The sequence below is a fragment of the Azospirillum oryzae genome (assembly GCF_008364795.1).
GTDB classification, from domain to species: domain Bacteria; phylum Pseudomonadota; class Alphaproteobacteria; order Azospirillales; family Azospirillaceae; genus Azospirillum; species Azospirillum oryzae.
Map to the genome: position 1 here is coordinate 862,150 of NZ_VTTM01000002.1, position 15,249 is coordinate 877,398.

General features: G+C 64.8%; 13 protein-coding genes. 3 read left to right on the plus strand and 10 right to left on the minus strand.

Annotated features, from left to right (window positions below; all coding sequences use genetic code 11):
• Positions 1-4,026: 4,026 nt before the first annotated feature.
• From FZ938_RS10145 to FZ938_RS10165, 5 genes are all read right to left on the minus strand, one after another.
• Complete coding sequence (locus tag FZ938_RS10145; RefSeq protein ID WP_149198368.1) at positions 4,027-4,284, minus strand: hypothetical protein; 258 nt, start codon at positions 4,282-4,284, stop codon at positions 4,027-4,029.
• Positions 4,285-4,351: 67 nt separating this feature from the next.
• Positions 4,352-5,056: a recombinase family protein gene (locus FZ938_RS10150; protein WP_149198369.1), complete on the minus strand. Its 705-nt coding sequence runs from the start codon at positions 5,054-5,056 to the stop codon at positions 4,352-4,354.
• A gap of 313 nt (positions 5,057-5,369) precedes the next feature.
• Positions 5,370-5,558, minus strand: coding sequence for a hypothetical protein (locus FZ938_RS10155; protein WP_149198370.1), 189 nt, complete (start codon positions 5,556-5,558; stop codon positions 5,370-5,372).
• 30 nt (positions 5,559-5,588) lie between these two features.
• The gene (locus FZ938_RS10160; RefSeq protein WP_149198371.1) at positions 5,589-5,984 is read right to left on the minus strand and encodes a hypothetical protein; all 396 of its coding nucleotides are present in this window, start codon (positions 5,982-5,984) and stop codon (positions 5,589-5,591) included.
• A gap of 47 nt (positions 5,985-6,031) precedes the next feature.
• Positions 6,032-6,961 (minus strand): hypothetical protein, encoded by a 930-nt coding sequence (locus FZ938_RS10165; RefSeq protein WP_149198372.1) that lies wholly within the window; start codon positions 6,959-6,961, stop codon positions 6,032-6,034.
• 722 nt (positions 6,962-7,683) lie between these two features.
• Between FZ938_RS10165 and FZ938_RS10170 the strand changes: the two genes are divergently transcribed.
• Complete coding sequence (locus FZ938_RS10170; protein ID WP_149198373.1) at positions 7,684-8,133, plus strand: hypothetical protein; 450 nt, start codon at positions 7,684-7,686, stop codon at positions 8,131-8,133.
• Positions 8,134-8,310: 177 nt separating this feature from the next.
• On the opposite strand, the gene FZ938_RS10175 is transcribed toward FZ938_RS10170, so the two are convergent.
• Both FZ938_RS10175 and FZ938_RS10180 read right to left on the minus strand, forming a co-directional pair.
• Positions 8,311-8,733 carry a hypothetical protein gene (locus FZ938_RS10175; RefSeq protein ID WP_149198374.1) on the minus strand — a complete coding sequence of 141 codons (423 nt, stop codon included), beginning with the start codon at positions 8,731-8,733 and terminating at the stop codon, positions 8,311-8,313.
• A gap of 87 nt (positions 8,734-8,820) precedes the next feature.
• Complete coding sequence (locus FZ938_RS10180) at positions 8,821-10,659, minus strand: recombinase family protein (protein ID WP_149198375.1); 1,839 nt, start codon at positions 10,657-10,659, stop codon at positions 8,821-8,823.
• Here FZ938_RS10180 and arfB point away from each other — a divergent pair.
• Together arfB and FZ938_RS10190 are read left to right on the plus strand one after the other, a co-directional pair.
• Positions 10,658-11,047 carry an alternative ribosome rescue aminoacyl-tRNA hydrolase ArfB gene (gene arfB, locus FZ938_RS10185; RefSeq protein ID WP_174757266.1) on the plus strand — a complete coding sequence of 130 codons (390 nt, stop codon included), beginning with the start codon at positions 10,658-10,660 and terminating at the stop codon, positions 11,045-11,047. The genes FZ938_RS10180 and arfB overlap by 2 nt on opposite strands.
• 133 nt (positions 11,048-11,180) lie before the next feature.
• Positions 11,181-12,416, plus strand: a complete 1,236-nt coding sequence (locus tag FZ938_RS10190) for an MFS transporter (RefSeq protein ID WP_149198376.1) — start codon at positions 11,181-11,183, stop codon at positions 12,414-12,416.
• Positions 12,417-12,438: 22 nt separating this feature from the next.
• On the opposite strand, the gene FZ938_RS10195 is transcribed toward FZ938_RS10190, so the two are convergent.
• The 3 genes from FZ938_RS10195 to FZ938_RS10205 are packed head-to-tail and all read right to left on the minus strand — an operon-like array spanning position 12,439 to position 15,094.
• Positions 12,439-13,734, minus strand: coding sequence for an O-acetylhomoserine aminocarboxypropyltransferase (locus FZ938_RS10195; RefSeq protein WP_149198377.1), 1,296 nt, complete (start codon positions 13,732-13,734; stop codon positions 12,439-12,441).
• Positions 13,735-13,754: 20 nt separating this feature from the next.
• Positions 13,755-14,291 carry a CoA-binding protein gene (locus FZ938_RS10200; RefSeq protein WP_246457818.1) on the minus strand — a complete coding sequence of 179 codons (537 nt, stop codon included), beginning with the start codon at positions 14,289-14,291 and terminating at the stop codon, positions 13,755-13,757.
• Positions 14,288-15,094 carry an enoyl-CoA hydratase gene (locus tag FZ938_RS10205; RefSeq protein ID WP_149198378.1) on the minus strand — a complete coding sequence of 269 codons (807 nt, stop codon included), beginning with the start codon at positions 15,092-15,094 and terminating at the stop codon, positions 14,288-14,290. The genes FZ938_RS10200 and FZ938_RS10205 overlap by 4 nt, the downstream gene beginning before the upstream one ends.
• Positions 15,095-15,249 lie beyond the last annotated feature (155 nt).

The following is a 15,249-nucleotide window of genomic DNA, read 5'->3' on the forward strand; positions in this document are numbered from 1 at the left end:
TATGTCAGGGGAGATTGCCCCCACCCGGGGGCGTGGATTGAAACGTCGGGAGTGCGGCAGATGATGGTCATGGGTCAGCGATTGCCCCCACCCGGGGGCGTGGATTGAAACATCGCCGACGCAGCGTCGATGCTGCCCTAAGGCTTGTTTGCCCCCACCGGGGGCGTGGATTGAAACACGATGCTGGTCAGGTGGTACGGCGGATCGCTGGTTTGCCCCCACCCAGGGGCGTGGATTGAAACTCGGCGTTGGCGATGCGGGACTCCATCAGGTCCAGGTTTGCCCCCACCCGGGGGCGTGGATTGAAACATGTGCCGGCGGGCCGCCGTGTTGCCTTCCATCAAGTTCGCCCTCGCCCGGGGGGCGTGGATTGAAACCGGGCCATGCGGCGAGCACCCTGCGGCGAGGATGGTTTGCCCCCACACGGGGGCGTGGATTGAAACCGCCGAGCCTGGGAAATCGTTCGAGTTACCCGCCGTTCGTCCCCACACGGGGGCGTGAATTAAAACAAGCCCAACGTGTTGGTGCTTCAGGAGAAGGTCTGGTTCGCCCCCACACCTGGTCGTGGATTGAAAGCTGCGGGCTTATACCGGCTGGCGGCAGAGGGGAGCGTTCGCCTTCACGCGGAGCCGTGGATTGAAACGCCGACAAGAAGGCCCGTATGGAGACCGACGCCGGTTCGCCCCCACGTGAGGGCGTGGATTGAAACTCCTCTGGTGACATCTCGTCATCAGCCCGAATGTGTCTCGCCCCCCTTGGGGGCGTGGATTGAAAGATCTGTGCCTCAAAGACGATATTCGGGTTGTCGATGATCTCGCCCCACAGGGGTGTGGATTGAAACTCGCTGATCTGAAGAACTTGTTGCTCGATGCGGTAGTCTTGCCCCACGGGAAGCCTGGATGGAAACCGCAGCGGGATGTGCTACGGATACAAATTCTTGGGACTCGTCCCTCCACGGAGACGTGGATTTAAACGGCTTCGGCCAGACGGTAAAGGACAGATACTATATGTCTCGCTCCTTAAAGGGGTGTGGATTGAAACTACGGTGGCGACGCGTTTACCTCGGGCACCGCCAAGGTCGCCCCCACATAGGGCATGGACTGAAACCGGGACTAGACCGACCGCGGCGTAATTTGGCCGCATTCGCCCCCCACGCGGGGGGCGTGGATTGAAGCCGCCGCTGGAAGGCGGTGACGCCGTGACCGACAACGTCTTGCCCCCTACATGGGCGTGGGTTGAAACGGGACGTAGCTGATGACGATGGTCGCCTTGCCGACCGTCTCGCTCCCGTCGGGGGCGTGGATTGAAACGCCCGTGAGGCTGCCGAATAGGAGGATGCGGGCCATTTCGCCCTCCGGGAGGCGTGGGTTAAAACTACGACGGCCTCGACAGGCTCAACCAGGGCGACGGTTTCGCCCCTCATAACGGCGTGGATAGAAACACGGCAGACCTCAAGGCCCACCCCACCTATGTGGGTCGCCCCCACGCCGGGGCGTGGATTGAAACCGCCTCGACGTCGAGACCGACAGCACCATCGCCGCTCTCGCTCCCCAGGGGACGTGGATTGAAACTGCGATCTCGGAACCCCGAAGGCCGAGGGCTCCTGGTTCGCCCCAACACGGAGGCGTAGATTGAAACGCCTACGACCACTCGACCGATGCTACCTGCCTGTTGCCTTGCCTCCACGAGGCAGGTGGATTGAAACTTCGAGGGCGTGGCGGGGGTCACGGCCGACGACTGTCTTGCCCCCCACGGGGGGTGTGGGTTGAAACGCACAGGGAAGGATACCTTCCTCCCAGCCGGGAAGCCCGCCCCCCACGCAGGGGTGTGGATTGAAACCGCTATGTCCGCGACGGGGTGACCGTCTGCGAGGGTTCCCCCACAATGGGGCGTGAATTGAAACTGGCACGACGCGGTCCGCGAGGTGTGGAGCAAGGTTCGCCCCCACACAAGGGCGTGGATTGAAACACCAACTCGACCCTGCTGCGGCTCTGGAACTCCGGTTCACCCCCACACGGAGGCGTGGATTGAAACTCCGCTTCCCACGGGAAATTGGAGGCGAAAAGCTAGTCTCGCTCCCACGGAGGCGTGGATTGAACCTACAGTCGCGACGCGTTCACCTCGGGCACCGCCAAGGTCGTCCAAGCACTGGGCGTAGAATGAAGCCGGGGCTAGACCGACCGCGGCGTAGATCCGGCCGCATTCGCCCCCCACGTGGGGCGTGGATTGAAACAAGGCGGTGATTACGTCAGAATCCTTCTGGGACCGTTGGTCCTACACAGGGTCGTGGATTGAAACTGCTGCGTCGTGGCTTGCGTCTGAGCCTCGCTGGGTTCGCTCCCACGCAGAGGCGTGGATTGAAACGACCTTGAGGTCGACAACATGGACCTGCTCGAGGCGTTCGCCCCCACACGGGGGTGGATTGAAACCAACTAGGCAATTTCGACGTTTGGACGTTGGAGAAGGTCACCCCCACGCGGGGGCGTGGATTGAAACTACGACCTGAAGCACAAGGCCGACGAGACCTGGAGTTCGCCTCCACATGGAGGCGTGGATTGAAACGTTGAACGGGTCGAGAAGCTTGAAGACCTGTGCGGGTTCGCCTCCACGCGGGGGCGTGGATTGAAACGGCATCGGCCAGACCGCTGCCAAGGGCCTCTATGTGTTCGCCCCCACACGGGGGCGTGGATTGAAACCCGCTCTACCCTACGCACGCCGCGGTGATCCCGTGCTCTCGCCCCCATGGGAATGTGAATTGAAACATGGGCCAGAAGCCCATAGAGGAGCCCAGGACGGAACTCGCCCCTTACGTGGCGTGGATTGAAACAATTGAGGCGATCAGGCGTTCCGTGCCGACCCCAAGTTCGCCCCCACGCGGGGGCGTGAATTGAAACACGCTGTCCGCCACCGGTAAGAGCCTTGCCGTTGGTCTCGCCGCCATGGGGGCGTGGATTGAAACACCGAACGCGGACAGGCGGCCTCGTGATCTGGACCGTCTCGCTCCCCTCAGGGGCGTGGATCGAAACCTCGACATCGGGATCAATGGCACGGCAGAGCATGGTTTCGCCCTCCTCGGGGGCGTGGATTGAAACGGATTCGGCCAGACGGCAAAGGACGGATACTACATGGCTCGCCCCCTATAGGGGCGTTGATCGAAGCAGCGGCCGGGTCACGTTGTGGACATAGGCATCGGGTCTCGTCCTCCACGGGGTGTGGATTGAAACGACGGTGAGACGCCGACGACCCGCTCGAAGCGGGAGTCTCGTTCCATACGGCGGCGTGGATTGAAACTTCGCCACCTCGGCAAAAGCCGGGGCGGACTGCGTCTTCGCTACCACTGGGCACGGATTGAAACATGCCGGCCGACAAGATATTCGGCTATGCCGAGCGTCTTTCCTCCTTGGGGAACGCGGATTGAAACGCTGGCCTGGGCGGTGCCTGCCATGGTCTGGAAGAGACTTGCCCCCACGGGGGGCGTGGATTGAAACCTGAACACGTTCCAGTTCAACCCGATCCCGCAAGCGTTCGCCCCCACCAGGGGGTGTGGATTGAAACGACGGGTTCGCAGGGACCGGGACGACCGGCGTCGGTTCGCCCCCACGCGGGGGCATGGATTGAAACTCGTAGCGGCCCGGCTTGACCCGCCCGACCTTGCGGTTCGCCCCCACGCGGGGCGTGGATTGAAACATGCCCCGCTGGTGGGCGATGTCCGAGCGTGTGATGTTCGCCCCCACGCGAGGGCGTGGATTGAAACAAGGTCATCCTGGGCGATGACCCCGGCGGCACAGGTTCGCCCCAACGCGGGGGCGTGGATTGAAACGGCAACTGGGTCGCGGGCGACGAACGCCAGAAGGCCGTTCGCCTCCTCGCGGGGGCGTGGATTGAAATAGGTGGAAGTATGAACCCGTAGCGATTCTGCCCCTACGAGAGGTGCAAATTGCAGGTTTCCAGGAAATCGTCCAGGACGGCACTGTGGGCGAGACCTCGCCGAAGCAATCAGGTGGGCGTCTCGCCCGATGGCCGAGTTCACAGGATCACATCCCGAACCGTACTGGGATGCGACCGCCTCCTGGCGTTCAGGGCGTCGGCGAGTCCCTGGACGATGGTGACCCCCGTCCGGTCGATCTCGGCGGTGATCGGCATGACCCTGCCGGCATATTCGTCGGCTTGGGTCTGCCGACGTGAAGGAGCAGATCGGGTGACTTTGGCGAAGTATCGGCTCCCCAGCGGCTCGCTGCGATCACGTGTTACCAGCAGATCGTGACGATTCCACTCCGAGATCAACCGCTCTTCCTTATCGGCCGGGGTAGCCCAAAGGTTGCGGCTGAAAACGTTACGATCATCGTCATGGTCACGTCGCCGTCACTGCTTCTGTGGTGCTCAGCTTGGGGAAATTCTCCAAAAGGCGTGCCAGGAGGACGTGGACCTGACCGGCCGACCACTCTCTGTCGCGGGCGGTGCGGATTCCCCGCCGGTTGAGTTCGCGGGCAATTCCCCGCCGGCTCGTGACGCCGTCGGCCTGAATGGCGGCGATCACATCCTGGAGATCCGCTGCCCGCTTGGCGGCTTGGACCGCGACGGTCGCCGCTCCACGCCGCCGTCCTTCATCCTGCCCCCTCAGGTTGGCCGGGTTGCCGAGCTTGGTGCCCCTCGCTTTGGCCGCCGCCAGGGCGAGGCGGGTGCGGTCGGAGATCGCCTTGCGTTCCGCCTCCGCAACCGCCGCAAGAATATGAGCCGTCAACTCGTTGATGGCCGGATTGTCCACGCTGACGAACTGCACGCCATCCGACATCAACCGGGTGATGAAGGCGATGTTGCGGCTGAGCCGGTCGAGGCGGGCGATCAGCAGCTTTGCGTTATAGATCCGGCAGGCTCGCAACGCCTGCCCGAGGCCCTCGCGGTCGTCCCGCTTGCCGGTCTCGATGTCCTGGTACTCACCGACAACGACATCACCATCCCGGAGAAACCGCTGAACGGCGGCTCGCTGGGCGTCCAGGCCGAGACCGCTGCGACCCTGGTCCCGCGTGCTCACGCGGAAATACGCGACATACCGCATGTCACAACCCTTTGAACCGTCGTTCGCTGAAGTCGAACATCCCACGGTTCCGAGAACTGTCAACTCACGCCGGTGCGGATCGCGGGGTGACGGCGGTCGATGGCGTCGGGGCGGCAGTCGGTCAGGACCGCCTGACGGAGACGCCTGCACCGTATGGGAACCACGAATCCGTTCATTCGCCGACCGGGGAGCCGCGACAAAGCCCTGCATACACGGCGGGAACTCGCGGATCGACGGCACGTGTATCGCGGTATTCTAAGGCCAGACCGGAACATACGGTTCGCAGTTGTCTGGGCGAACGATATGGTCGTGGTCACCCGAGGTGCCGGAACGACCGGCCCCGTTCCAGTTCGGTCTCCGCGAGCGTCTTCCGCTCACCCGGCGGCTCGACCGACACCATCTGGACATGCCGCAGCCCATCGGGTGTCGTGGTCACGCCAACCACCTCCCAGACGGTCTTGCGTCCGGCATGCAGCACGAATCTCTGGCCAACCTCAACCACCGTATTTTCCCTCTGTCCAGCCGAGGTCGGTCAGTTGCCGCCGCAGCAGCACTTCTTGACCTTCTTGCCGGTGCCGAGCGGGCACGGGTCATTGCGGCCGAGCTTCGTCTTGAACAGGGCATTCAGCGGCTCCGCGTCCAGCACGGTGGCCGCCATCGAGATGGCGTTCGGGTCGTCATCGACGAACGCCGTGAAGTGCTTGGCGATCAGGCCCACGCCGGCATCGCCGCCCAGTCGGGATGCCAGACCAAAGGCCATCAGACGCTGGAAGCCTTCGAGCGTGTCGAAGCCGGCGTCTAACGCCGCGATGGCTTGGTCGCCGTAGCATTCCAGGGCGGCCTCCGCGGCCTCCTGGGCCGGCTCGAACTCACAGTCCAGACCGGCGACCAGCACCGGCAGGAACTCATCGTAGCCGAGCAGGCCCATCAGGGTAGCGGCATGGTGGCCGGCGTAGGTGTTGTCACCAGCCTGGGCTATGGCTCAGCTTCGGCCACCATGACCTCTCGGGGGACCTCCTGGAGCCGTGGCAGGGCTGCCTCCAGGCCGGGCGGCAGGTCGATGTCGGCCGTGACCACCATCCAGATCGTCTCCTGGTCGGCCGGCGACAAATCGAGTCGGGGCTGCCGTAGCGTCGTCAAAAGGCCCCCGAGGAAGACCTCCGGCCAGACCCGCTTGGCCGGGCGGCCCTCGGGGCGGGGCAGGCCGCCCTGGACCAGGGCGAGGAAATCGTCCCAGCGATCCGGGGCTTCGTCGCCCGGTGGGTGCTCCAGATGCTGCTGGAGCAGCCGCGTCGCCGATCTGGCATCGTCGAGCCGCAGCCCCCGCAGGGCGTCGTCGATCTCGACCGGTGGAATGGCCGGGCGGAAGACCGGGCTAGCCCGCGGGGCAACCGCCTGTTGGGTGTAGTCCAGGGCATAGTCGCGGACGAAGCCGACCCGGCTGGCGTCGCCGAACAGCCATTCGCCCAATCGGACCAGGGCTTCATGAAACGTCCGCTCTTCGGCGGCGGTCCGGTCGAGCCATTGGCGGACGATCTCCAGCCGGTCGGGGTGGCGGGTCGCCAGGGCGGCGTCGGCCAAAGCGGCGGTCTGCCAGTCGGCGAGCCGCTGGCTGTCCTCGACGACGCGGACGACGGCGGTCAGGACGGCGTGGGCCTGATCGCGGCCGAGGTGCCGAACGGCGTCGAGGACGCCAAGGAGTTTGTCGGCGTCGGGCTCGATGGCATCCACAAGACTGGCGGCGAAGCCCTCGAACAGGACCGCCGCGGTGTCGGGGCGGTACTGGGCGATCAGCGGGGCGGCAAACCGGGCGGGCTCGCCCGCCCAGCGGGGCCACCGCTCGGCCAGGGCATCCGCGTGGGCCGCCCACCTCTCGGCCGGCAGGTGGCGGAGCAGAGACGCCAACTCATTCTGGCCAATCCAGTCGAGGAGATCCACCAGGGCGACCGCCGGCAGGACCGTGTCGAGGATCGCCGTCCGTCACGATGGTGACACGAAGACGGTGTCGATGGCGACATCGAGAGCCCCGCGGCGGAGCAGGGGATCGTCGTGCCGCGGCATGGTGGACCTGGGCTTGAGAGGAGCCTTCGGTAACGAGGGCACGGCAGAGGTTCAACTACACCGAAGAGCGGCTTGCCCGAATGCATCCGCAAGGTTCACCGGGGCCTAACCCGCCGGCTCTATGGGTCTGGCCGTAATCGCAAAAGACCATCGCCGTCACCTTGTCGGTTCGCCCCGAGCATGATGTCCTCCGGCTGAATGAGCAAGGAAACCAGAACATGGGTCGGGAGGACATCTGGGCCGATGTTCTACCGCCCCCTTCGGCTCTACGGCGTCAGGGAGGTCGGGGCATCGGGTGGTGCTCCATCCGACGCAGGTCGTCGCCATCAACGGCCATGACCAGAACGACGTACCGGTAGCGGCCGGCACTTGCGTCCTGCGGCGGAGCTTCTCGGATATTGAGCGGGTGCCGACGGTCGGGGGACCCGATGTAGACGGCATTGTCGCGATGCGGACCGGTGAGGATTCCTCAGGTCGGCGACATCCCGGTCATTTTGGATTCGGCCGCGGGCTGACGCTGGGCGGGCGGTGACTATGTTGCGGCGGCCCGGTCCGGGGCGGCTGCCGTGATCGCCGCTGCCAAGAACATGGCCGGTCATGAGGATCAGGCTCTCAATCTCATCCGGCAGGTTCGCCCCAAAGTCTGTCTGAACCGTTTGATCGTCGGACTGGCGGACGATCCTCTTGAAGCCAGCGGGACGCTGCTCCGCGGCATGGTGGGCATGAAAATAAAGGGTGATCCGAAATCAGCGGTCGTCGGCATAGCGTTTGTTGTATTCGAATTGCAAATTCAGCGGGCCACAATGCAGTCCCCAGTCGTGCGGGTCGGCCATGCCGGCACCAACAAGCCAAGTATTCCAATCGATTGCGAGACGGATTTCGAGTTTTCCGAACACCCACCGCTGAAGAGGTACTGTCCAGTTCGGGATCTCTTCCAAGGTTACCGGCCACGGCTCGTTCCGGCTGATGGATGCGTGCAACGGGCCGGCCTCAACCCAAAAGGCTGCTGGCCGTAGGTCCCAGCAGAATCCGATAGCCCATGCCCCGAGATCGGCATCAACGGAGACGATCCAGGACCCGATGGGATACTCGAACAGACTCCACGAACGCTTCATTCCGATCCCGCCGGACCGCCCCTGTGGGGTAGAGGAACTGTTCAGGCCGGGTGCCACAGGCCCCTTTCCCGGAGGCCATCACGATTCGCTGCGGAGGCGACGAGCGAGCAAGGTAACCACCAGTTTCTCGGCGTATTCCAACTGCGAATCCAGATGGAAGCTCCGCGGACGCCCAGCAGCGGAGTCCCAGACGACTGGTTCAGGCCAGCCGCCATCCGGAATGATCAGGAAGATCAGGTACGTCAAGAATCTCTGGACCTCCAGAGAATCGGCGTGGGTGAACATCTCCCTGAAGGCCACCGCTTTGTCCGCCACGCTGGCGTCCTCGGCGAGTTCCATCATCGCCGTCAGACGGGCGATGATGCCACTGCGGTAGCGAATCTCCTGATCGGCGTTCCACCTAACGGGTTGGCGAATGGCCAAATCGATCAGTTTCCGGATCGCCGCCGGTCTCGACGCGTACCGGTCGATGAGCCAATCCAAGGGGCCGGATGAGGTCATGGTGGTTTTCTCCAACCTTCTTGCCTCTCCGGGGTACACCCGATTCGAAAGCTGTCAAGCTGGCCCCCGGAAAACGCCCCCGCAACCTTAGCCTGGAGCCTCCAACACCAGACTGGCCGATGCGGGCAACGGGTCCATGTCCCCCCACCGAGCCTTGAACCGCTCCATGCCGGTTTCTCGTTCGGCTTCAGGAATAGTCGGTTCCATCCGGGCCTTGAGGGCCGAGACGGCCTTCAGGGTCGCGTCCACGGCTCGCAACCGCTCCTGTAGTTCTTCAGGTGTGCCGGTCCCAATATCTCCGACCGGGACCGCATGCTGGTCTGTGCTGGGTCCGAATTCGAGCCCGGTGCGGATCAACAGCTTGCCGGCTTTGTTGAACATGTACAGGGCCATGAAAGGCGTTGCCATGCCGGAATTGCCGACCGCGACGGTTGCGATCCCGTTCCAAAACACGATTCCGACGGTGAATTCGCGGATCATCGCGGAAAGCTGAGCCCGGATCCTGTACAGGTCTTCGCCCGTCGCCGTCTCCATGCGGCCTCGGACCTCCAAAAGTTGGCGAATGGTATCGCTCTGGCCGGAATGGGCCAAGGTGGCCTCCTTGACCCGGAGTTTGTCCTGTTCAGCCGCATTCAGGTCCAGTGCCGTTTCGAGTTCGGCCACGCGGGTCCTGATCCTGTCGCTCAGCCCGTTCGTCTCGGCGAGTTCCAATATGGTAGCGTACCGCTTGTTCAGGTCGGTTTGCTCCAGGGCAAGTTCCGCGATTCGCTCCCGGACATGTTGGAGGTCCGAGGCAGCCGCCGCGTTGAGGCGGCTGAAGTCGAAGTGGTGGCAGTTGTCCAGGAAGGCCCGCTCGAAGTGTACGTACCTGTAGGTGACCCGCTCCTGGCACCCCGAGCCCCGCTTGACCGAGGCACACATGAAGTATCGGCCACCCTTCTCCAAGTTGTTCCCCTTGTTGAAGTACTCCATCTTGCCGCCGCAAGCTCCGCAGTAGCAGAGCCCCCGAAAGATGTTGGAGAAGGTCCAGCCGGTCCTGCCTCCGTACCCGAGCGACCGACTTTGCCTCGCGGCGTGAGCCCGGTTGTACAGGTCAACGGGGATCACGGGAGGAAAATAGCCTTCGATTATGTCTCCGACGGGCCGCCGAAGCTTCCGGCCATTCTCATAGTATGTCTCCGATGGCTGGAACCGGCCAATCACGGCCGGAGTGTCGAGGATGTGGGAGATCCCCGACTTACCCCACTCACCCCCGCCGGGGGCCGGGATGCCCCGCCCGTTCAGGAGCTTGACCAGCTTCTCCCGACCGATCCCGGCCACCGATAATTCGAAAATCTCCCTCACGACCTCGGCTCGCTCCGGGATGATTTCGAACTGGCCATCCACGATCCGGATCCACATCGGGAGACGGCGGGTCAGGGGCTTTTTGTCTTCACGGGCTTGTCGCCGCTTGTTCTCCCAGGCGGGTTTCAGGAGGTCTGATTTCCGCCGCGATTCCGCGTGTGCTCGCGACAATTCCAAGATCGACAACATAAGGTCGAATGTCACGTTGGCCGAGTCGGCCCGGAACTCCCGCGGGGGTTCGGAGTCCAGGGTGACCAGCACCAACCCCGCGTTGATGATTCCCAGGAAGGTCTGGAGGGCCACGGGCACGGTCTCGCGGGATAGCCGGTCCAGGGACTCCACGATCAGGACGGAGCCCGTTGGCACCTTGCCAGCCCGGACCCGCTCCAGGAACTCCCCAAAGGCCCCCGATTCGATGTGAGTTCCCCGGTACGCCGACTTTCCCAGGTCGCGGAAAGTCTCGTCGAGAGTCCAGCCGCGGGCCTCGGCCAGTCGGCGGGACCGCTCCAGTTGTCGCCGCAGGGAGTCGCCCTTCAATTGCTCGGGCGTGGACATCCTGATGTAGGAAAACGCAAGCGTCATGGCCGCTACCACTGTTCAGGTCACGCTTGAACAGTGGGGTGGAATAGGCCAGCACGTCAACAAGACGGAGACGGCGGTCCAACTGCGTTTCGATGTGCGCCGCTCGCCGAACCTGCCCGATCCGGTGCGTTACCGGCTGGAGCGGCTGGCAGGATCCCGCCTGACCCAGGATGGGGTTCTGATCCTGGTGGCCGACCGCTACCGCTCGCAAATGCGCAACCGCGAAGACGCTCGCGAGCGTCTGATCGACCTGATCCGCGAAGCCGCCGCCCCGCCGCCGCCGCCCCGCCGCCCAACCAAGCCGACCAAGGGCTCCAAGGAGCGGCGATTGGAGGGCAAGGCCAAGCGGTCGGAAGTGAAGAAGATGCGCGGGAACGTTCACGACTGACGCCGAGCCTTCACGGGCATGCCCGCCATGAGGCAGGCGCATTGGACGGTTCAACCAACCCGTGCCAGCCTTGCGTTTCGCTTGCCTGTGAAACATTTCCCGGTCCGGACAGGTCCGGGGTCGGAGACGTTCCATGAGCCACCCTTCCGCCGCCTTGCCGTCGCCGACCTCGGCGCGGCTGTCCGTCGGATTCGCCTGGGTCGGGCATTCGCTGATGCACATCGTGTCGGCACTGTTCCTGACCATCGTGCTGGCGCTGGAAACGGAATGGAAGCTCTCCTATGACGAGCTGATCCGGCTGTGGACGCTGGGCGCCTTCATGATCGGGCTGGGGGCGCCGCTGGCCGGATGGCTGGGCGACCGCTGGAGTTCGGCCGGCATGATCGCCGTCTTCTACCTGATGACCGGCGGCGGAGCGGTTCTGGCCGGGCTGTCGGACGGGCCGGAGATGCTGATGTGGTCGCTGGCCCTGCTGGGGCTGGGGGCGTCGATCTACCACCCGGTCGGCATGGCCTGGATGATGGCGAATGCCGAGAACCGCGGCAAGGCGATGGGCTGGCTCGGCCTGTTCGGCACCTTCGGCGTCGCCACCGCCGCGGTGGTCGCCGGCAGCCTGACGCAATGGCTGAACTGGCGCATGGCCTTCATCATCCCCGGTGCGATCTGCCTCGTGCTGGGCGTCGTTCTGGCCCTGCTGATGATGTCCGGCGTCGTTCAGGACCGCCACGCCGACGTGAAGCCGCAGCCCAAGCCGTCGCGCGGCGACGTGGTGCGCGCCTTCTTCGTGCTGTCGCTGACCATGGTCTGCGCCGGTCTGATCTTCAATGCCATGCAGGTGGTGCTGCCCAAGCTGTTCGAGGCGCGGCTGGGCGGCTGGCTCGGCACCGGCACGTTGGGCGTTGGCGGGCTGGTGACGGCGGTCTACCTGATCTCCGCCCTGCCGCAGATGGTCGGCGGCGTGCTGGCCGACCGCCATTCGCTCAAAAGGGTCTATATGCTCTGCCTGCTGGCCCAGATTCCGCTGATGGCTGCGGTCGCCGTCCTGGCCGACGTGCCGCTGGTGGCTGCCGCCGCCTTCGTGGTCATCGCTTCGCAGACGCAGATCCCGGCGGAGAACATGCTGCTGGCCCGCTACACCCCGGACAAGCACCGCGGGCTGGCCTTCGGCGCCAAATACATCCTGTCCTTCGGCGCCGGCCCGCTGGCGGTGCAGCTGGTTGCCTGGGTCTATGAGCGCACCGGTGAGTTCACCATGCTCTACCTGACCCTGTCGGCGCTGGCCGCCATCGCCTTCGCCGCTGCCCTGCTGCTGCCCGACGACCGCCGCAAGGCCGAACCGGTGGCGGAACCCCTGCCGGCGGCGGAATGACCCGCCGCCGGATTGGAGGTCCTTACGCAAGCGTTTTGTTCAGCGCCTGATCCAGGTCGGCAATGATGTCCTCCGGCGTTTCCAGCCCGATCGACAGGCGGATCACGTCGGGACCGGCGCCGGCCGAGGCCTGGGCCTCCGCCGACAGCTGGCGGTGGGTGGTCGAGGACGGATGGATGATCAGCGACCGGGCGTCGCCGATGTTGGCGAGGTGGCTGAACAGCTCCACGCTCTCCACCACCTTCACGCCGGCCTCGAAGCCGCCCTTGACGCCGAAGGTCAGCACCGCGCCGGCACCGCGCGGCAGGTACTTCTTCGCGAGATCACGGTACTTGGACGACTCCAGCCCGGCATAGCTGACCCAGCCGACCGCCGGATGGCCTTCCAGGAACTGCGCCACCTTCAGCGCGCTGTCGGCGTGGCGCTGCATGCGCAGCGGCAGGGTCTCGATGCCGTTCAGCGTCAGGAAGGCGTTCATCGGCGCCTGGCTCGGACCCAGGTCGCGCAGGCCCACGGCATGGCCGTGGATGGTGAACGCCAGATGGCCGAAGGTCTCGTGGAAGCGCAGGCCGTGATAGCCGGGGTCGGGCTCGCTCAGCGCCGGGAACTTGCCGGACTTGCTCCAGTCGAACTTGCCGCTGTCCACCACGACGCCGCCGACCGAGGTGCCGTTGCCGGACAGGAATTTGGTGGTCGAATGCACCACCAGCGTGGCGCCCCACTGGATCGGGTTGATCAGGTAGGGCGTGGCAAGCGTGTTGTCGACGATCAGCGGGATACCGGCGTCGTCGGCGATCTTGGCGATGGCCTCGATGTCCGTCACCACGCCGCCGGGGTTGGCGAGGCTTTCGACGAAGATCGCCTTGGTCTTCTCGGTCAGCGCCGCCTTGACGTTCTCGACGGTGTCGGTGTCGACGAAGCTCGGTTGCCAGCCGAAGGCGCGCGGGAAGCTGATGCCGAGCTGGTTCAGCGAGCCGCCATAGAGCTTCTTCGAGGCGACGATGTGGTCGCCGGGCGCCATCAGCGGGAACAGCGCCAGCAACTGCGCGGCATGGCCGGACGAGGTCGCGGTGGCGCCGGCGCCGCCTTCCAGATTCGCCAGACGCTCTTCCAGCACCGCCACAGTCGGGTTGGTCAGGCGGGAATAGATGAAGCCGACCTTCTGCAGGTTGAACAGAGAGGCGGCGTCGTCGACATCGTCGAAGACAAAGCTGGTGGTCTGGTAGATCGGCGTCTGCCGCGCGCCCGTCGCCGGATCGGGTGCGGCGCCGGCATGGATGGCGCGGGTCTCGAAGCCGAAGCTCTTCTGCTCAGTCATCTGCGTGTTCCCCCAGTTTATCAGATCAGCTTTTTGAATGATTTCGTCGGCGCCATGCGGCGCGTCACCAGCACATTGGAATTGACCCCGATCCGGCCGATTTCGCCGTACAGACGCTGGATTTCCATCTTCGGACAGCGGTCCATCACCACGGTCAGACCGGCAGCCTGCGCCCGCGCCGCCGCCTCGTCGTTGCGGACGCCCAACTGCATCCACACCACCTTGGCACCGGCGGCGATCGCCTCGTCCGTCACCCCGCCGGCTGCGGTGGAGTTGCGGAAGATGTCGACCATGTCCGGCGGCTCCGGCAAGTCCTTGAGGCTGGCGTAGACCGGCAGGCCGAGAATGGTCTGGCCGGCCATCTTCGGGTTGACCGGGATGACCCGATAGCCCTTGTCGCGCAGATACTTCATCACGAAGAAACTGGCCTTCACCGGGTCGGCGCTGGCCCCCACCACGGCGATGCTCTTCGCGTTCTCCAGCACGCCGCGCAGGAAGGCGTCGGTGTAGTCGGCCAGCTCGGTGATCCTGGTCTCGCTCATCTTGGGATCGGTCATCGGCCGCACCAGACCGGCGTGCGTTTGCCCAGGAAGGCGTCGATGCCCTCGGCGGCATCCTGCGCCATCATGTTCTCCGTCATCACCTTGGCGGCGTAGGCATAGGCGCCTTCCACGTCCAGATCGATCTGGCGGTAGAACGCCTCCTTGCCGGTGGCGAGCGTCAGCGGCGATTTGGACGCGATCTTGGCGGCGACGCCGTCCACGACCTCGTCCAGCTGGTCGGCCGGCACCGCGCGGTTGACGAGGCCGATGCGCTCCGCCTCCTCGGCGTCGATCAGGTCGCCCAGCAGCAGCATCTCCATGGCCGCCTTGCGCCCGACCGCACGGGTCAACGCCACCATCGGTGTCGAGCAGAACAGCCCGATGTTGACGCCCGGAGTCGCAAAGCGCGCCTCCTCCTCGCAATAGGCAAGGTCGCAGGTCGCCACCAGCTGGCAGCCGGCGGCGGTCGCCACCCCGCGCACCTTGGCGATCACCGGCTGGCGGACGCGGTTGATGGTCAGCATCAGGCGGGAGCACTGGGTGAACAGTGCCTCATACAGCTCGCGCGACGGGGCGGCGCGCATTTCCTTCAGGTCATGCCCGGCGCAGAAGGCGCCGCCGGCCCCGGCCAGCACCACGGCGCGCACGGAGCTGTCTTCGTGGATCGCATCCAGCGCATCCTGCAACGCCCCCATCAGCCCCACCGACAGGGCATTGCGCGCCTTCGGCCGGTTCAGCGTCAGCGTGGCAACCCCATCGCGATCGTCGCGCAGGATCAGCGGGGCATGGGGGTCGTGAGTGGAAACCGCGGCGCTCATGGATGTTGTCCTCCCGTATTCCTTTGGTTGCGCACCGCCGGCAGCTTAACGCGCTGCGCCTATGGGTGACACGGGGAACCTGCAGGGCAGGGACAATGAGACGACAGGCCGAGGGGGATTTCAACAGAGAAATTTGTCTAAATAGAATTAATGTC